At 64.4% G+C, this 18,069-nt stretch carries 18 protein-coding genes; 7 read left to right on the top strand and 11 right to left on the bottom strand.

Features of this window, described 5'->3' with window-relative positions; translation table 11 throughout:
• Nucleotides 1-9: 9 nt before the first annotated feature.
• Nucleotides 10-219, bottom strand: a complete 210-nt coding sequence (locus tag FJ943_RS01275; protein ID WP_015314600.1) for a hypothetical protein — start codon at nt 217-219, stop codon at nt 10-12.
• Nucleotides 220-426: 207 nt separating this feature from the next.
• Complete coding sequence (gene xylA / locus FJ943_RS01270) at nt 427-1,752, bottom strand: xylose isomerase (RefSeq protein ID WP_140620573.1); 1,326 nt, start codon at nt 1,750-1,752, stop codon at nt 427-429.
• A gap of 113 nt (nt 1,753-1,865) precedes the next feature.
• Between xylA and FJ943_RS01265 the strand changes: the two genes are divergently transcribed.
• Entirely contained in the window at nt 1,866-2,228 is a 363-nt protein-coding gene (locus tag FJ943_RS01265) for a nuclear transport factor 2 family protein (protein WP_140620574.1), read from the top strand.
• A 299-nt stretch (nt 2,229-2,527) separates the two neighbouring features.
• Here FJ943_RS01265 and xylB read toward each other — a convergent pair whose 3' ends face one another.
• Nucleotides 2,528-3,982, bottom strand: a complete 1,455-nt coding sequence (gene xylB / locus FJ943_RS01255) for a xylulokinase (RefSeq protein ID WP_140719356.1) — start codon at nt 3,980-3,982, stop codon at nt 2,528-2,530.
• An 80-nt stretch (nt 3,983-4,062) separates the two neighbouring features.
• A complete protein-coding gene (locus FJ943_RS01250) occupies nt 4,063-5,388 on the bottom strand; it encodes a tetratricopeptide repeat protein (protein WP_140719354.1) in 1,326 nt (441 codons plus the stop codon).
• A gap of 226 nt (nt 5,389-5,614) precedes the next feature.
• Between FJ943_RS01250 and FJ943_RS01245 the strand changes: the two genes are divergently transcribed.
• The gene (locus FJ943_RS01245) at nt 5,615-8,401 is read left to right on the top strand and encodes an autotransporter outer membrane beta-barrel domain-containing protein (RefSeq protein ID WP_140719352.1); all 2,787 of its coding nucleotides are present in this window, start codon (nt 5,615-5,617) and stop codon (nt 8,399-8,401) included.
• A 30-nt stretch (nt 8,402-8,431) separates the two neighbouring features.
• On the opposite strand, the gene FJ943_RS01240 is transcribed toward FJ943_RS01245, so the two are convergent.
• Nucleotides 8,432-9,055 carry a LysE family translocator gene (locus FJ943_RS01240; protein ID WP_140660230.1) on the bottom strand — a complete coding sequence of 208 codons (624 nt, stop codon included), beginning with the start codon at nt 9,053-9,055 and terminating at the stop codon, nt 8,432-8,434.
• Here FJ943_RS01240 and FJ943_RS01235 point away from each other — a divergent pair.
• The 5 genes from FJ943_RS01235 (at nt 9,054) to FJ943_RS01215 (ending at nt 13,980) form a co-directional block, all read left to right on the top strand.
• Nucleotides 9,054-9,323, top strand: a complete 270-nt coding sequence (locus FJ943_RS01235; protein WP_140719350.1) for a hypothetical protein — start codon at nt 9,054-9,056, stop codon at nt 9,321-9,323. The two genes, FJ943_RS01240 and FJ943_RS01235, sit on opposite strands and share 2 nt — an antisense overlap.
• A gap of 64 nt (nt 9,324-9,387) precedes the next feature.
• Nucleotides 9,388-10,155, top strand: coding sequence for a L,D-transpeptidase (locus FJ943_RS01230; RefSeq protein WP_140620583.1), 768 nt, complete (start codon nt 9,388-9,390; stop codon nt 10,153-10,155).
• A 153-nt stretch (nt 10,156-10,308) separates the two neighbouring features.
• On the top strand, nt 10,309-11,475 hold the full coding sequence (locus FJ943_RS01225) for a diphosphate--fructose-6-phosphate 1-phosphotransferase (protein ID WP_015314592.1): 1,167 nt from the start codon (nt 10,309-10,311) through the stop codon (nt 11,473-11,475).
• Nucleotides 11,476-11,526: 51 nt separating this feature from the next.
• Complete coding sequence (locus FJ943_RS01220; RefSeq protein WP_140719348.1) at nt 11,527-12,246, top strand: MBL fold metallo-hydrolase; 720 nt, start codon at nt 11,527-11,529, stop codon at nt 12,244-12,246.
• Between the two features lie 186 nt (nt 12,247-12,432).
• On the top strand, nt 12,433-13,980 hold the full coding sequence (locus FJ943_RS01215; protein ID WP_140719346.1) for a DegQ family serine endoprotease: 1,548 nt from the start codon (nt 12,433-12,435) through the stop codon (nt 13,978-13,980).
• Nucleotides 13,981-14,036: 56 nt separating this feature from the next.
• Here the strand turns inward: FJ943_RS01215 and coaA are convergent, their stop codons facing one another.
• From coaA to FJ943_RS01185, 6 genes are read right to left on the bottom strand one after another with little or no spacing between them, the layout of a single operon-like run.
• Nucleotides 14,037-14,996 carry a type I pantothenate kinase gene (coaA, locus tag FJ943_RS01210; RefSeq protein ID WP_140660227.1) on the bottom strand — a complete coding sequence of 320 codons (960 nt, stop codon included), beginning with the start codon at nt 14,994-14,996 and terminating at the stop codon, nt 14,037-14,039.
• Nucleotides 14,997-15,020: 24 nt separating this feature from the next.
• A complete protein-coding gene (locus FJ943_RS01205; protein WP_015314588.1) occupies nt 15,021-15,344 on the bottom strand; it encodes a phosphoribosyl-ATP diphosphatase in 324 nt (107 codons plus the stop codon).
• A gap of 60 nt (nt 15,345-15,404) precedes the next feature.
• Nucleotides 15,405-16,199, bottom strand: a complete 795-nt coding sequence (gene hisF / locus FJ943_RS01200; RefSeq protein ID WP_181174503.1) for an imidazole glycerol phosphate synthase subunit HisF — start codon at nt 16,197-16,199, stop codon at nt 15,405-15,407.
• On the bottom strand, nt 16,196-17,032 hold the full coding sequence (locus FJ943_RS01195) for an arginase family protein (RefSeq protein WP_140719342.1): 837 nt from the start codon (nt 17,030-17,032) through the stop codon (nt 16,196-16,198). The genes hisF and FJ943_RS01195 overlap by 4 nt, the downstream gene beginning before the upstream one ends.
• Nucleotides 17,029-17,778, bottom strand: coding sequence for a 1-(5-phosphoribosyl)-5-[(5-phosphoribosylamino)methylideneamino]imidazole-4-carboxamide isomerase (gene hisA / locus FJ943_RS01190; protein WP_140719340.1), 750 nt, complete (start codon nt 17,776-17,778; stop codon nt 17,029-17,031). Before hisA ends, FJ943_RS01195 begins: the two co-directional genes overlap by 4 nt.
• A complete protein-coding gene (locus FJ943_RS01185; RefSeq protein ID WP_140711852.1) occupies nt 17,779-18,069 on the bottom strand; it encodes a DUF1330 domain-containing protein in 291 nt (96 codons plus the stop codon).

The following is an 18,069-nucleotide window of genomic DNA, read 5'->3' as shown; positions in this document are numbered from 1 at the left end:
CCAGGTGGCTCAGGCGGCGTTTTGCCGGTCGCTGCCGCCATCGATCTGTGAGCGCATCTGTCTAGCCAGATGGGTCTCGAAACGGCTGGCAACAGCACGATCCCATTCGTTGGACCGGCGCGCGCCATCCCTGGGATGCGGCATTGCCATCAACCGGTCGATGATCGATCCGGCCTCGCCAGGTGAGAGCAGGGCGTCGATTTCACGTTCGTTCTGCATATCGGTTCGCCTCCTTCTTCCTCTCCCGCCACGAGCCATACCTATACGAGATTCGTGACGGCAGTTTGAAGGCAAGAGCGAGGTCATTGAGAGGCGGCAAGGGCAAAACCTTGTCGTCGATTTCAGCATGGCGCGCAGAAAGTTTCCGCGCGCCAAGCTTTCGAATCGCATAGTGCGCCGGCTTGGATTGCCGACGGTCAGGCAGCGTCAGACGTAGCGGTTGACGATGTTTTCGAGCAGTTCCTGGCGGCCGGAGCGCGGTTGCGGCTCGATCTTCTTCTTCACCACGCGCTCGGCGATCTCTTCCAGCGTCCGCTTGCCCGACAGCATCGCCTTGGCCTCGGCGCTGTTCCAGCCGGCATAGCGCTCGGCGAGCGGACCCGACAGCGCCTTGTCCTCTACCATCTTCGCTGCCGCCTTGAGGCCGCGCGCGCAGGAATCCATGCCGCCGATATGGCCGATCAGCAGGTCCTGCGGGTCGAGCGACTGGCGGCGCAGCTTGGCGTCGAAATTGGTGCCGCCGGTCTTGAAACCGCCGGCCTGGAGCACCTGGTAATATGCCAGCGCCATTTCCGGCACGTTGTTGGGGAACTGGTCGGTGTCCCAGCCCGACTGGTAGTCGTTGCGGTTCATGTCGATCGAGCCGAAGACGCCGAGCGCATTGGCCAGCGCCAGTTCGTGCTCGAAGGAGTGGCCGGCCAGGATGGCGTGGCCCTGCTCGATGTTGAGCTTGACCTCCTTCTCCAGGCCGAAGCGCTTGAGGAAGCCGTAGACGGTCGCGACGTCGTAGTCATACTGGTGTTTTGTCGGCTCCTGCGGCTTCGGCTCGATCAGGATCGTGCCCTTGAAGCCGATCTTGTGCTTGTAGTCGACGACGAGGTTCAGGAAACGGCCAGCCTGTTCCTGCTCGCGGGCAAGGTCGGTGTTGAGCAGCGTCTCATAACCCTCGCGCCCGCCCCACAGCACGTAATTCTCGCCCTTCAGCCGCTTGGTGACGTCGATGCACCTCTTCACCGTCGCCGCCGCGTAGGCGAACACATCCGGATCGGGATTGGTCGCCGCGCCCGACATGAAGCGGCGGTTGGAGAACAGGTTCGCCGTGCCCCACAAAAGCTTGACGCCGGTCTGCTTCATCTTGCCGGCGAAATAATCGGCGATCTCATCGAGGCGGGCCGCACTTTCGGAAAAATCCTTGCCCTCGGGCCGTACATCGGCGTCGTGAAAGCAGAAATAGGGAGCGCCGAGCAGCGAGAACATCTCGAAGGCGACATCCGCCTTCAGCTTCGCCAATTCCATCGTGTCGACGCCGCCAGCCTTGGGGAACCAGGGACGGTCGAAGGTCTGGCCGCCGAACGGGTCGCCGCCCGGCCAGGCGAAGGAATGCCAGTAGGCGACGGCAAAGCGCAGATGGTCTTCCAGCCGCTTGCCGGCCACCACTTCGTCGGGATTGTAGAAACGGTAGGCCAGCGGATTGGTCGAATCCGGTCCTTCATATTTGATTGTCTGGATATCGCCGAAAAAGCCGCTGCTCATGGTTCTCTTCCTCTCCAAGATAGGTTTGCCCGATTACCTCAGGCGTAATTGGTTTCACGCCGAGGCTGGTCGAAAACGGTCCTGTCAAAACCGTCAAACGAAGGAGACAGACCATGACCGACCTCAACACGATCGCCCTGAACTACATCACCGCCTGGAACGAAAGCGATGCCGACCGCCGGGCGGCCTTGCTCAAGGCTGTCTTCACCGAGGACGTCAGCTATCGCGATCCGCTCATGCAGGGCGACGGCCATGAAGGCGTCGCGGCGCTGATCGGCGGCGTCCAGCAGCGCTTTGCCGGCTTCCGCTTCTCGCTGAAGGGCACGCCGGACGGCTTTGCCGACAAGATCCGATTTTCGTGGAATCTCGGGCCCGAGGGCACTGCTTCCGTCATCGAAGGCACCGATATCGGCATCATCGAGAACGGCCGCCTGAAGAGCGTCACCGGCTTCCTCGACAAGGTGCCGGCGCAGTGAGGTCTTGCTGGCAAGTTGAGTGGCTCCCACGCTTACAGTAGTTGCTTGTCCAATCTGTAGAGGGGACCGATTGGCGAAGTCGGCGCCGCCCCTCATCGCCCTGCCGGGCACTTCTCCCCGTATAGTGACGGGGAGAAGGGGGCCGGCGGCAATCTCGACGCCTTTCCTGCGACGTTGGTGATTGGCGAAACCAGCAATGACAGCGCCCCTCTCCCCGTCTCTATACGGGGAGAGGATGCCGGCAGGCAGGTGAGGGGCAGCGCCAGCGCCCGGACGAAAGGAATGGGACAAGCGCCAACTCACGCGGTTACGGCCTTGATCGCCGGATAGAGCGCGCGGTATCGGTGATAGGCATCGGCGAAGGCGCCGCCAAGAGCTGCATCCGGCTCGATCGTGGCATCTGTCCTCGGCGCGGAGCACACGGCCAGCGGATCGGCGCCGGTCGCGGCGATCAGGCCAAGTCTGGCCGCTCCAAACGCAGCGCCGAAATCGCCATCAGCCGGAATATCCACCGGCAATTGCAGCGCGGTGGCGATCGCCTTCAGCCAGTAGCGCGAGCGCGAGCCGCCGCCGATCGCGGTCACGCGCGTCAAGGTCGTGCCGGCGGTTTTCAATGCCTCCAGGCTGTCGCGGAAGGCAAAGGCGACGCCTTCGAGCACGGCCTGTGTCAGCACTGCGCGGCCCGATTCATGCGCCAGGCCTGTGAACGAACCGCGAATGGCGGAATCATTGTGTGGCGTCCGCTCGCCCGAGAGATAGGGCAGGAAGGATACGCCGGTCGGCGCCTTCAGCGTCTCGCCGAGTTCCGATGTCAGTTCGCCCGCGCCCTTGCCTGTGATCTCCGACAGCCAGTTGAGCGAATCGGTTGCCGACAGGATGACGCCCATCTGGTGCCAGGTATTGGGCAGAGCATGACAGAAGGTGTGCACCGCGCTGGCCGGGTTGGGCAGATAGGCGGCGTTGGCGGCAAACAGCACACCCGATGTGCCGAGCGAGACAAAAGCGTGGCCGGCGCCGACCGTGCCCATGCCGCAGGCGGAAGCCGCATTGTCGCCGGCGCCGCCAGCCACCGGAGTGCCGGCCGCGATGCCCCACCGCGACGCGAGTCCGGCGCGCAGGGCGCCGGCTTTTTCCGTGCCCTCAACCAGCGACGGCATCTGCTTTTCCTCAAGCGAGGTCGCCGCAAGCAACTCGGAAGACCAGCGCCGCTTGCCGACATCGAGCCAGGACGTGCCTGCCGAATCCGACATTTCCGAAATATGCTCGCCGGTCAGCCAGAGCCGCAGGAAATCCTTGGGCAAAAGCACCTTTGCCACCTTGGCGAAGACAGCGGGTTCGTTGTTCTTCACCCAGGCGAGCTTGGGCGCGGTGAAGCCGGGAAAGACGATGTTGCCGGTGAGCGCGCGGAAGCGCGGATCGGCGTCCAGTGCCGCCGCCTCGACATGGCTGCGCGTATCGTTCCACAGGATGCAGGGCCGCAACACCTGATCGGCCGCATCGAGCAAGGTCGCGCCATGCATCTGGCCCGACAGGCCGATGCCCTTGATTGCGGCGAACTGCCCGGGATGTGCCGCCTTCAGTTCGGCGATCGCGTCTTCGCAGGCGCGTATCCAGTGCAGGGGATCCTGCTCGGACCAGCCCGGATGAGGGCGAGAAACATCAAGCGTGCCATGGCCGGAGCCGATGACGCCCTGTCCGGCATCGATCAGCAGCGCCTTGACGCCCGATGTGCCCAGGTCGAGGCCGAGATACATGGTTTCCTCCCACGTTCTTATTTTTTTCGGAACCCGAAAAATATGTTTGAGCCAGTTTTTAAGGCAAGATCCGCTCCGGGTCAATTCTCTGACAAATCGGCGGCACGTCTCGAAAACAGCGCCGACAGCGGACTGTCCGGGCGTACGGTCGAGCGCTCCGTCGTCAGCGCCCTGGCCAGTGCACCGTCGCCGGCACGCAAGGCGGCTTCTATCAGCGTCAGATCGATGACGTCGCGCTGCGCGTGGCTGCCGCCAAATCGATGGGCGATGGTCCGGATCGGCCGGATCAGTCGGATGGTTTCGGCGTAGTTGCCCTCTCCGAACGCCTTGATCGCAAGCGTCAGGGGATGGCCGACATCCCGCGTGAAAGCGGCATTGTCGTCACCGCCCCGCATCGCTTCGCGCTGTGCCCCGAGCAAGGTCCGGGCCGGAGCATCGAGCCCGGCGCCGACAAAGGCCATCATCGCGTGGGCGTCGTTGAAGGCATAGTTGGAGGCAGCGGCCTTGGGCACCCAATTGGCGGCTAGCGCCGTCCAGCGGTCGCCGACGTCGACGCCGCCGAGGTGAAGCCGCCACAGGATCGCCGATGCATCGACCATGTTGAGCGCCAGCGTCGATCTGCTGCCATAGATCGGCCCGTCATAGAGCGCCAGCACCTCGCCGGTCTCGCCGAGATCGTAGTGGAACAGCGCCAGGTGCCACCAATTGTGGACCTGGAGGAAGCTCTCCTTCGTCCAGGCTTCGGGATCGGTACGCATCCAGGCGATGCCGTCCCTTTGCCGGCTTTGCATCTCCATCACATGCGCGACCGCATGTTGCGCCCAGCCATCGCGCGGTTCGATCTCGACCGCCGTACGGCCGAGCCTTTCGGCCTGCGCATACTCAGCCATCTCTTCGAGCCCGAAGGCCTGCATGCCGAGAATGGCGTGATACCCCGGCATGTCCGCCTGCCATGACGGCAGGGCGCGGGCGATGCGGTCGCGCAGCATGCGGGCGTTGCCGGTGAAGAAATCGACCTGGTGTCCGACCTGGAGCGCCACGGCGTCGAGCGGAAAATCGATCGCTATGTCCCGCAGAATGCCGGAGGCCTGATGCCAGCGCCCGTTGGCGAGGTGGCCGAGGGCCGAGACATGCGCCCGCTCACGCGTTGTCGCGGCAAGCGGCAGCGCCGCCTCGTGGCAGATCCTGGCCACGGCCGTCGCCTCCGGTTCGGTGGCAAGGCCGAAAAGGTAGCCCTTGAAGACATGCGCCATGACAAAACCGGGGTCCTGCGCGATGGCGCGATCGACGGATTTCACGGGATCGCCAATGAAACACTGCAATTCGCGCACGGCCTGGCCGTAGGGCGCGAATCCAGCTTCCGTCGCGCCCGAAAATGCCAGGCCAAATGCGTCCCTGATGGCCATGCGAGAGTCCCCGGTCGAGGCCCGATGGGCATGATGCCCACGGTCCAGCGTGATCTTAAAGCATAGGCCACGGCTACGCCATTTCACGAGTCGCGCCGCGGCATGTCAGACATTTTTGCAGTTCATCAACCATGGGAGACAGAATAGGCTTTGTAAAACTGGACGAATTGTGGCTTGATTGCGGCGCGGGTAAGGGGCTTGAAATCGCGATCTGAGAGGGGACGCGATGCGGCATTTTGAAATACAGGTTCCGAACAGCGGTTCGGAGCACATTGGCAGGGCTGTTTCTTTGCTGCAGCGAAAGCCCAGGCGGATCAATGCTGGGTTTATTAGCTTACTTGCAACTACGACCCTTATGTTGCTGCCGAACTCCGCGGCCCTGGCGGCATGCCTGCTGGTTCCGTCTCCGGGCAATGACGTCTTCACTTGCGATAGTGGCGATTCGGGCGGCAGCCTCAACGACACCATCGGCAACAACACGCTGAACTTTCCCGCCGGCGGCACCGGCCAGGTGAGCGGTAACGTCACCTTCGGCCCGGGCACGGACCGCATCAACATGCAGTCAGGCACCATCACCGGCACGGTCGATCAGGGTGACGGCACGGATTTCTTCACCATCGGCGGCGGCACCGTCGCCGGCAATGTCCAGCAGGGCGCCGGCATCGACGACTTCAACATGAGCGGCGGCCAGGTCGGTTCGCTGAACCAGGGCGACGGGCTGGACACCTTCACCATGACCGGCGGGCGCATCGTCGATTTCTTCGACGACGGCGACCGTGCCGTGATGACCGACGGCCGCATCGGCCGCGTCAACATGAAGCTCGACAAGAACTATTTCAACATGTCGGGCGGCATCATCGACCGCAACCTGGTCACCGGCTTCGACCAGGACACCATCATTCTCTCCGGCGGCACGATCGGCGGCAACATCAGCGTCAGCGGCGGCAACGACAGCGTGACGATCACGGGCGGCACCGTCGGCGGCGATGTGCTGATGAGCTTCGGCGCGGACAATTTCGTGTGGAATGGCGGCGGCATCATCTATGGCGCCGTCGACCTCGGCGGCGACAACGATACGGCAAAGCTGAGCAACCTGACCAAAGCCAATCTGGGCGGCGCCGACGCGCTGAATGGCGGTCTCGGCACCGATACGCTGACCTTCGATAACGTCAAGCTCGACGGCATCAGCCGGATCCAGAACTGGGAGACCGTCGACGCCACCAACGACACCCAGCTCACGCTGGACGGCAATCTCGTGCTTGGAGACAGCGGCACCGGCACGGGATCGCTCAATGTCGATGCCGCGAGCACGCTCTATGGCGGCGGCTTCAACGCATCGATCCAGGCCTTTACGTCGGGCCAGCTTGCGGACGTCGTCAATGCAGGCCGCATCGACCTGACCAATGGCAGTACCGGCGCGACGGACCGGCTGATGATTTCGGGCAATTACACCGGGCTCGGCGGCCTGCTGCTCATCCAGACCGAGCTCGGCGATGATTCGTCGGCGTCGGACAGGCTGGTGCATTCGGGCGGCACGGCTTCCGGCTCGACCGGCATCGCGGTGGTCAATGTCGGCGGCGCGGGGGCCGAAACGATGCAGGACGGCATCATGGTCGTCCAGGCGGTCAACGGCGCCACCTCCACCTCAAGCGCCTTCGCGCTCGACGTGCCGGTCGCGGCAGGCGCCTTCGAATATTATCTGTTCAAGGGTGGCGTCACCGCAGGCAGCGCGGAGAACTGGTATCTGCGCTCGTCGCTGATAACGCCGACATCGCCGGCCGCGGCGCCGCCGGCGGCAGAACCAACACCCGCGCCGGAACCGGTGCCGCCCGAGACCGAACCTCCGCCGCCGCCATCCGCGCTGCCGCCGGTGCCGGCGCCGACCGAGGGCGATATCAACACTCCGCCGGCCGACCCGACGCCGCCCGTGCAGGCTAGCGATCCGGTGCCCGTGCCGCCGCCACTGCCGCCGCCGGCGCCGGCGGCTGATCCACCGCCACCGCCCCCGCCGGTCCCGACCGCCGTGCCCGATCTTCCGATGCCCGCGGCAGGGGAGGAAATCCTGCTCTATCGCGTCGAGGTGCCGGTCTATTCCGCGGTGCCGCCTGTGGCCGAGCATCTGGCGATGACGACACTTGGCACCTTCCATGAGCGGCGCGGCGAACAGAGCCTGTTGTCGAACACGGAGCTGTCGCCGGTCTGGGGCCGCATCTACGGCCAGGACGCGAAGATGGGCTGGTCGGGAACGGTGTCGCCGTCCTTCGACGGCACCTTGTTCGGCCTGCAGGCGGGCTTCGACGTCTTCGGACGCGAAACCGCGTCGGGCGGGATCGATCGCGCCGGCCTGTTCGTCGCCTATGCCAGCATGAAGGGCGATGTGCGCGGCCAGGCGCTGGGGCAGAATGATCTGTCCGTCGGCGGCATCGATCTCAGCGGCACCAGCGTCGGCGGTTACTGGACCCGCATCGGCCAAGGCGGCTGGTACCTCGACGGCGTCCTCATGGCCACCTTCTTCGGCGGCGACGCGACGTCGTCGCGCGATGTCGGCATCGACATTGGCGGAACAGGTGTCACCGCCTCGCTGGAGGGCGGCTATCGCATTGCGCTGGCGCAGGGCTGGACGCTCGAACCGCAGGCGCAACTGATCTGGCAGCATCTGTCGCTCGACGATGCCAAGGATCGTTTCTCGTCGGTTTCCTTCGATAGCGAGGGCAGCGTCACCGGCCGGATCGGGGCTCGGCTGCAGGGCGAGTCCGCTGTCAATGGCATAGCGCTGCAGCCCTACCTCAAGGCCAATATCTGGCATGATTTTGGCGGCACCGATCGTGTCAGCTTCGACACCACCGACATCTCGACGGAGGGCAGGTCAACCTCGTTCGAGTTCGGCGGCGGTATTGTCGCCAAGGTGACCGACAAGGTCAGCATCTTCGCCACCGGCGACTACACCACCAATCTCGGCGGCGACAAACGCCGCATCCTCGAGGGCAATCTGGGCTTCAGCGTTAAATGGTGAGGCCCTCCGGGCCTCACCCGCGTCAGGACATCAATTGCCGGAACGCATCGCCACCGTGGCGATGCCGGCGCCGACCAGGAGCGTGCCGCCGGTGCGGTTGAAGATGCGGATCGCCTTGGGATTGCGCACCACGTTGCGGGCGCGTGCCGCGATCAGCGCGTAACCGAAGGCGTTGGCGAAGGCGAGCGCCAGGAAGGTCGTCTCGAAGATCAGCATCTGCGTCCGGAAGTCGGCGTGCCGGTCGAGGAACTGCGGCAGGAAGGCGACGAAGAAGGTGATGCTTTTCGGGTTGAGCGCGGTGACCAGCCAGGCATGCGCCATCATCTTGGCCGACGACACCGCGTCGGTGCGTGGTTCAGCCTTCAGCGTGCCGCCGGCGCGGAACAGTTTCACGCCGAGATAAATCAGATAGCCGGCGCCGATCAGTTTCAGGATGGTGAAAACACCAGCCGAAGCGGCAAGCAGCGCGCCGATGCCCAGCATCGACAAGGTCATGGCGGTGAAGTCGCCGAGCGCCACGCCGACGGCCATCGGCAAAGCGGTGCGCCAGCCCTGGCCCAGCGCATAGGAGACGACCAGAAGGATTGTCGGGCCCGGGATGATGAGGAGGATGGTCGACGCGGCAGTGAAGGCGGCCCAGTTTTCGAAGGACATGCTCGTCTCCCTTGAGCTCAAAGAAGAGGATAAATCCTTGGCTCCCGAAGAATGTAAAGGGGCCGAATCCTTGTTTTTGCGTATTCCGGCCGGGCAACCGGCACGACTCTTACGGCACCGCGACGTCAATTGCGCCAGCGGCAAAAAGCTTGATGACGGTTTCAACGTCTTGCAGATGTTTAATGGCGACCGCGCGGGAGGGCGGAGCGGCGCCTCGGCAAGGCGCAAACGCAAGCAGCGCAAGGCATTCACGCTTTATCAACCATGAATGATGAAAATGCCCACTATCCGGCCGGACCGTGCTTCCCGCCGACAGCGTAGGGTTTGGGTATATGCGTGAGTTGCCGCAAGGTCCGACGCCGCCACGAAACGGCGACGCAGTCGAAACCGATCTTCTTCTTTCCCGCCGCGCCGTCCTGTCCGGGGCGGGCGCTTTGGCATTGCTCGGCGTCGCCGGCTGCTCGACCTCGGGTGGTGGCGATCTGCCGGCGCTGCAGCTCGACGATACGGTCACCGGTTCGGTGCCGATCCGGCCGTCGATCAGCGTCGACAAGAACATCACCAGCCCCGACGTCATGTATGCCTCCTTGACGGATAACGGCTTCAACGTGCCCGAGGTGCCCTATCTCAAGGTCAAGCCGGAGTTCCGCCGCCAGATCGTCGTCGATACGACCGGCGAGGCGCCCGGCACCATCGTCGTGCATCTCAAGGAACGCATGCTCTATCTGGTCCAGCCGGGTGGCGACGCCATCCGCTACGGCGTCGGCATCGGCAAGGACGGTTTCCGCTGGTCCGGCCGCGCCAACATCCAGTACGGCAGGGAGTGGCCGACCTGGACGCCGCCGCCCGAAATGATCCAGCGCAAGCCGGAACTGGTGAAGTGGCAGGGCGGCCAGCCCGGCGGCCTGACCAATCCGCTCGGGGCGCGTGCGCTCTACATCTACCAGGACGGCAAGGACACCGGCTACCGCATCCATGGCTCGCCGGAATGGTGGAGCATCGGCCAGGCGATGTCGTCGGGCTGCGTGCGCCTGATCAACCAGGACATTATCGACCTCTACAGCCGGGTTTCGAAGAAAAACCCCGTCGTCGTCATGTGATCGTCCAGCCCTCCGTTTCTCCCGTTGCGCGATGCGGCAAGACAGGCCAAGGTGACCTGAAAACCATCGCCTAGAGCCGGATGATTTCAGGTCCGTTCGATCTGAAATCCGAATCCGTCTCTTTCGGCGTCATGCTCCAGGGAGACATCAAGCATGGCCGGAACTTTCGTCATCGCGCAGGGCGGCGGCCCGACCGCCGTCATCAACCAGACGGTCGTGGGCGCCGCGCTGGAGATCCGCAGGCGCCATCCCGGTGCCAAGGTGCTGGGCTCCTTGCACGGTGTGCGTGGCATCCGTGACGGCAACTATGTCGACCTCTCCGCCATCCCCGAGGACCGGCTGCGGCTGATCGCCGGGACGCCGAGCGCTGCCCTCGGGTCGACGCGCGACAAGCCGGATGCCGCCTATTGCGAGGTCATCCTGAAGGGCCTGCAGAAGGCGGGCGCCGACGCTTTCATCTATATCGGCGGCAACGACACCTCGGGCACGCAGCAGATCCTGACCGATGCCGCCGGCGGCAAGATCGCTTTCGTCCATGCGCCGAAGACCATCGACAACGATCTCGAGGAAAACGACCATACGCCGGGCTTCATGTCCGCGGCCGAATTCGTCGCTGGCGCCTTCCTGTCCGTCGATCTCGATTTTCGCGCGCTTCCCGGCATCTATGTCGGCATCGTCATGGGCCGCCATGCCGGCTTCCTGACCGCGGCGTCGGCGGCCTGGCAGCTCGATTCCGACAGCGGCCCGCATCTGGTCTACGTCCCGGAGCGGCCGTTCTCCGCCGCCGGTTTCATCGACGACGTGCGCGCCACGCTCGACCGCCACAAGCGCTGCATCGTCGCCGTGTCGGAAGGCGTCAGCACCGCCGACGGCAAGGCGCTGGTCGAAAGCCTGGTGCCGGCGGACAAGCTCGAGCGCGACCAGCACGGCAACGTCAAACTCTCGGGCAGCGACCTGCCGGCGGCGCTCGAACGGGCATTGGCCGAGGGGCTGCCGGGCAAGCGTGCCCGCGTCGACGCACTCGGCTACATGCCGCGCGGTTATGTCGGCTCCATCAGCCCGGTCGATGCGCAGGAGGCCTTCGATGCAGGCGCCTTTGCCGTCGGCGTCGCCGAACAGGGCGGCGGCTCGGTGGCGCTGCAGTATGATGGCAGCAAGATAGTGCTGAAGAAGGTGCCGCTGAAGAACGTCGCCGGCAAGACCCGCCACATGCCCGACGATTTCATGAAGCCCGACGCCAACCAGCTGTCCGAGGCCGGAATGGCCTATCTCAAGCGGCTGGTGCCGGAAAAATACAAGGTTGGAAAGCCGTTCGTCTGATGCCGGGTCCGCTTGATGCCCGGCTCACACCTGATGCCAGGCTCACACCTGATGGATAGCTGGTTCTCCAGGCGCATCGTCGACGGCAGGACGACGATGCTGACCGAGCCGTTCGTGCACGACTATGTGCGCGCCAATATCTGGCATTTCACCGGCCGCGACGCCGACCTTCTGGTCGACACCGGGATGGGCATCTGTCCGCTGGCGCCGGAGATAAGGACGCCCGAAGGCAAGCCGCTTCTGGTCGTCGCCACCCATATCCACCTCGACCATGTCGGCTCGCTGCACGAATTTCCGCTGCGGGCCGGGCCAAGGATGAGCGCAGCGCAATTCGAGAGCATGGATGAGGCCGCGACTTACGCCTACATGTTCCACGATCTCGAGGGCGCCGTTTCGAAATTGCCGGCGCCTGGCTGGAAGTCGGCCGACTATGCGATAGCGCCGGCACCATTGACGCGTATGCTCGACGAAGGCGACGTGGTCGATCTAGGAGACCGCCGGTTTCGGGTGCTGCATCTCCCCGGACATTCGCCGGATTCGATCGCGCTTTTCGATGAGGCCGACGGCCTGTTTTTCAGCGGCGACGCCATCTATGACGACACGCTGATCGACGATTTGCCGGATTCCGACCGGGAGGCCTATCGCAACACGATGCGCCGGCTGCTCGACCTGCCGATCAGGATCGGCCATGGCGGCCACGGCCCGAGCTTCGACGGCGGGCGCATGCGCGAAATCGCGTCGGCCTATCTGCGATCCGTAAGCGCACTCTGAATTAAATCTTCGTAAGGTCGGGCTAAAACCCTAAATCGCGCAGATCGGCGCCCTAGATAGTTGTTGTCGATCCGGCCGGCTGCCATGCGTGGCGAGGCAGGCAACCCGGGCCGTCGGCACGCTGACGGGCACTTCTCCCAGGAAGACCCGCGGCGCGGATCAACCCCTCGCCCGGACAGAACGACCATGTCAAACCTGAGCATTCTTCGTAGGCATCGCATCGCCGCCCTGCTGGGCGCCGCGCTGCTGGTTTCTCCCTTTGTCGTCTCATTCGCCGACGGCGCGAACGGCGTCGGCACGGGCAACACGGTTGCAACGACGCAGACCCCCGTTGCCGGGACCACGGCCCCGAGCGGTTCGTTGGCGCCGATCGTGGCCACGACCAAGCCGGCCGTCGTGACCGTGACCACGGTCATGAAAGGACAGCCGGAAGCAATGAACGAAGCGTCGCCCTTCGATGGCGCCTCGCCCTTCGACGACTATTTCCGCCAGTTCTTCGGCGATCAGGGCATGCCCGCTCCCAAGACGCCTCCGCAACAGCGGTTGCCGCGGGCCGAAGCGCTCGGTTCGGGCTTCATCGTCGGTGCCGACGGCACCATCGTCACCAACAACCATGTCGTCGACGGCGCTTCCTCGATAAAGGTCACGCTCGACGACGGCACGGAGCTCCCGGCCAAGCTGGTCGGTCACGATGCCAAGAACGACCTCGCCGTGCTGAAGATCAACGCCGGCAAGTCGTTGCCAACCGTGAAGTGGGGCGACTCCGACAAGCTCATGACAGGCGACCAGGTGCTGGCGATCGGCAATCCGTTCGGCATCGGCACCACGGTAACAGCCGGTATCGTCTCGGCGCGTGGCCGCGACCTGCATAGCGGGCCCTTCGACGATTTTATCCAGATAGACGCGCCGATCAATCACGGCAATTCCGGCGGCCCGCTGGTGGACGTCAACGGGAATGTCGTCGGCATCAACACGGCGATCTATTCGCCCAATGGCGGCAGCGTCGGTGTCGGTTTCGCCATTCCGTCGGACCAGGCCGAGAAGGTGGTCGCCAAGCTGATGAAGGGCGGCAACATCGAATACGGCTATCTCGGCGTCGAGATCCAGCCCGTCACCCCGGATGTGGCAAGCGCCATCGGGCTGGACCGTCCCAGCGGTGCCTTGGTCTCGCAGGTCAATGACGGCTCGCCCGCGGCCAAGGCCGGCGTCGAGACCGGCGACGTCATCACCGGCTTCGCCGGGCAGGACGTCAAGGATCCCAAGGACCTGTCACGAGCCGTCGCCGACGTCGCGCCGGGTGCCAAGGAGAGACTGGATGTCTGGCGCAAGGGCAAGGCCATGCAGATCTCGGTGGAGGTCGGACGCAACAGCGACGATGTGAAAACGGCGTCTACGGATGACTCCAGCGCGCCGGGCACCGAACAGGGTTCCCGCGTGCCGGCCGTCGGCCTTGGCTTGATGGATATCACGCCGGACATCCGCCAGCAGATGAACCTGCCCGAGAACGAGCACGGCGCGGTGGTTGCGAGCGTCAATCCCGACAAGCCGGCAGCGACTGCCGGCATCCAGCCGGGCGATGTCATCGTCGCCGTCAACCAGGCTCCGGTGAAGAGCGCCAGGCAGGTGACCCAAGCGATTGCCCAAGCCGGCAAATCCGGACGCAAATCGGTGCTGCTTCTGGTGGAGCGTGGCGACACCCAGATCTATGTCGCCGTGCCGTTCGCCAATGGCTGACACATAAACAGCGGCGTGGCGGGCTTGTGGAGCGCCCGCCACCCCCAGTCTACCGGCTACAACTTGCGCAGCGCCACTTCCTCGATCAGGTGGTCGGCGCCCTTGCGCAGGATCAAGTCGGCGCGGGCACGCGTCGGCAGGATGTTTTCGCGCAGGTTCTTCAGGTTGATGTTGGTCCACAGGCCCTCGGCGATCGCCTTGGCCGCATCCTCCGACAGCTGCGAATAGCGGTGGAAGAAGGAGTCCGGATCGCGGAAGGCGGTTTCGCGCAGCCGCATGAAGCGGGAAATATACCAATTGTGGATCAGCTTCTCGTCGGCATCGATGTAGATGGCGAAGTCGAAGAAGTCCGACAGGAAGGGCACGATCTTGCCGTCCTGCGGCAGCTTGCCCGGCTGCAGCACGTTGATGCCTTCGAAGATCAGGATGTCGGGCCGGTCGATGGTGACGAACTCGCCGGGGATGACGTCATAGGTAAGGTGCGAATAGACCGGCGCGCGGACATCGGGCAACGCCGACTTGATACCCGAGAGGAAACGCAGCAGCGCGCCGACATCGTAGCTGTCGGGGAAACCCTTGCGCTCCATCAGGTTTTCGCGGCGCAGCACCTCGTTGGGCAGCAGGAAGCCGTCCGTGGTGATGAGGTCGACCTTGGGGCTCGACGGCCATCGCGCCAGCAATTCCTTCAGCACGCGCGCCGTGGTCGATTTGCCGACCGCGACAGAACCGGCAATGCCGATGATGAAAGGCGTTTTGGCCACGTCGGCGGCGTTGAAGAAAGCCTGGCGCTGCCGGAACAGAAGCTGGCTCGCCTCGACATGCGCCGACAAAAGCCGCGACAAGGACAGATAGATGCGCTTGACCTCTTCGAGGTCGACCGGGTCATTGAGCGAACGCAGGCGGCGGAACTCGTCCTCGCTCAGCGTCAGCGGCGTATCGGCGCGGAACCGCGACCATTGCTCGGCCGAGAAGAAGCGAAACGGAGAGTATTTCTCGGTTGGCGCGAGCTGATCCATCGAGATACCTGCCCTTCCTCCCGATCAGCCCTTGGGCCGCGACGCCTTCTCGGCGATGCCCGAACGCCCGGTACGGGCTTCAAGCTCCTTGAGCACGTCGTTCAACGGGACACCCGAGATGCCGAGAACGACAAGCCAATGATATATAAGATCGGCGCTTTCGGAAACGAGGCCCTGTTTGTCGCCCTTGACTGCAGCGATCACGGTCTCGACCGCCTCCTCGCCGAGCTTTTGCGCCGCCTTGTCGATGCCCCGGGCGTAAAGCTTGGCCGTCCACGAATCCGGATCGCCGGAATGGGCGCGGTCGCTGACGATTTTTTCCAGGTCGGAGAGCGAAAACTCGGCCATGTCGATCTATCTTCTTGTTTAAGCCGGGTTTTTCCCGAAAGCCGGCTTCGGGAGCATGCTCTAGGACCTGTTGCCCAGCGAGTCCAGCCGCATCGGCAGGCCGGCCTTGGCCATATGCGCCTTGGCTTCGGCGATGGTGTAGGTGCCGAAATGGAAGATGGAGGCCGCCAGCACAGCACCCGCATGGCCGTCGCGAATGCCTTCGACCATGTGGTCGAGCGTGCCGACGCCACCCGAAGCGATGACCGGGGCGCGCACCGCGTCCGACACCGCGCGGGTCAGCGCGATGTCGTAGCCGGCTTTGGTGCCGTCGCGGTCCATCGAGGTCAACAGGATCTCGCCGGCACCGCGATCGACCATTTTCCGGGCGAATTCCACGGCGTCGATGCCGGTCTTCTCGCGCCCGCCATGGGTGAAGATCTCCCAGCGGTCGGCCTCGCCGGGGCCGGAGACTTTCTTGGCGTCGATGGCGACGACGATGCATTGGTTGCCGAACTTGTCGGCGGCTTCGGCGACGAAATGCGGGTTCTTCACCGCCGCCGTGTTGATCGACACCTTGTCGGCCCCGGCCAGCAGCAATTTTCGGATGTCGGCCACCTGGCGCACGCCGCCGCCGACGGTCAGCGGCATGAAGCATTGTTCCGCGGTGCGGGCGATGACGTCGAAGATGGTCTCGCGATTGTCCGACGAAGCGGTGATGTCGAGAAAGCAAAGTTCGTCGGCGCCGGCGGCATCATAGGCCTTGGCGGCCTCCACGGGATCGCCGGCGTCGATGAGGTCGACGAAATTGACGCCCTTGACGACACGGCCGTCCTTGACGTCGAGGCAAGGGATGACGCGGGCCTTCAGCATCAGCGGCCCTCTATCGTGGCAAGCAGATCGTTGAGCAGCTGACCGACCAAGGGCGGCACATCGGCTTGGGCATCGAAGGCCGGATCGTAAGCGGAAACGGTGATGCCGACGACCGGCACCGCAAGCGCCATGGCGCAGGCCGCGTCGCGCAGCTGCTCCGGGTTCGGTCCGCCTGCGGTGACGTAGCGGTTGGCCTGCAGCGCCTTGGGGTCGTGCACGTCGAGATCGAGATGCATGTGCACGCTGTTGGCGCCGGCGGTCTTCAGTTTTTCCGTCGCTTGCGCCACGCCTGGACATTCCGTCCGGATGACCGGCAATGTTTCGAGTAGTTTTTCCTCCGCCGGATCGAGATCGCGGGCGTTGACGAGCACGCAACGCGCGGGATCGATCGGCCTGAAGCCGGGAATGGCGGCCGCCATCGGACGCCAGCACAGGCCGAGCACCGTCGACAGCGCCATGCCGTCGAGAAAGCCGTAGACGGAGGTCTCGGGCGTGTTGAGGTCGCCATGCTGGTCTGCCCAGATGATGGCGTCGGCGCCTTCGCCGGCGACCGCGCCGGCTGACGTCAGGCAGTTTCCGGCCAGCACGATGGGAAACCGCCCCCTGTCGCGGGCCATGCGGACCTCGCCCGAGACGGCGTTGCAGACGGCAAAACCCGTGGCGATCTCGCGCTCCTGGCCGTCGCCGACCCTGCCGATATCCTCGACCGTGACGTCGTGGCCGGCAAGGGTCAGGGCATCGACGAGCCCGCCCGATATCAGCGCGTCCGGTCCCTGGCCCATGCCGCCATGATAGTGGCCGCTGTCATAGGAGGCCAGGATGAGCGAAACCTTCACGACCGCGTCTCCATCGCCGGCCGGCCCCGCAGGATGGCCAGCGCCTCTGTGGGATCGATGCGGCCGTCATAGAGGGCACGGCCCGAGATCGCGCCTTCGAGTTTTTTCGCATCGGGCATGGTCATGCGCACGATGTCGGCGATCGAAGCCAACCCGCCCGAGGCGATGACCGGGATCGACACCGCGTCGGCGAGGTCGATGGTGGCGTCCCAGTTGATGCCGGTCAGCACGCCGTCGCGGTCGATGTCGGTATAGATGATGGCGGCGACGCCGGCGCCCTCGAATTTCCTGGCCAGTTCGATGACGCCGAGGCTCGAGGCTTCGGCCCAGCCTTCGACCGCTACCTTGCCGCCCTTGGCATCGATGCCGACCGCGACCTTGCCCGGAAATGCCTTGCAGGCCTGCCTGACCAGATCGGGATCGCGCACCGCCACCGTGCCGAGAATGACGCGGGCCAGCCCACGGTCGAGCCAGTCCTCGATCTGCTCCAGCGTGCGAATGCCGCCGCCGAGCTGCACCGGGTTCTTCGTCGCCTTCAGGATGGCCCCTACCGCGGCGCTGTTGACGCTCTGGCCCTGGAAGGCGCCGTTGAGGTCGACGACATGAAGCCGCTCGAAGCCCTGCTCTTCAAAGGCTTTTGCCTGCGCGGCGGGGTCATCATTGTAGATCGTCGCGGTCGCCATATCGCCGTGCTTCAGCCGCACGCATTGGCCGTCCTTGAGGTCGATGGCTGGAAACAGGATCACTCAGGCACCCTCGACGATCGCGAAATGTCCGGTCGAAGCCGCCAGCCTGTTCTGCAACGCTGTCTGGTAGGCTGGCGATCGATAGCAGCTGAGCGCGGTTTCATAAGAGTCGAACTCGACCACCACCTGCCTGCCAAATTCCGACCCTTCGGGATTGGTCACTTGTCCGCCGCGCACGAGATAGCGGCCTCCGAAAGAAGAAACCGCGTCGCCGATGGCGTCGCGGTAACGCTGATATCCTTCCGGGTCTGTCACCGTCAGCATTACCAGCCAATAGCCCTTCTTGCCCAT

Origin of the sequence: Mesorhizobium sp. B2-3-10 (assembly GCF_006442275.1) — a bacterium.
Lineage (GTDB): Bacteria > Pseudomonadota > Alphaproteobacteria > Rhizobiales > Rhizobiaceae > Mesorhizobium > Mesorhizobium australicum.
This window is presented reverse-complemented; position numbering and strand designations above follow the sequence as displayed.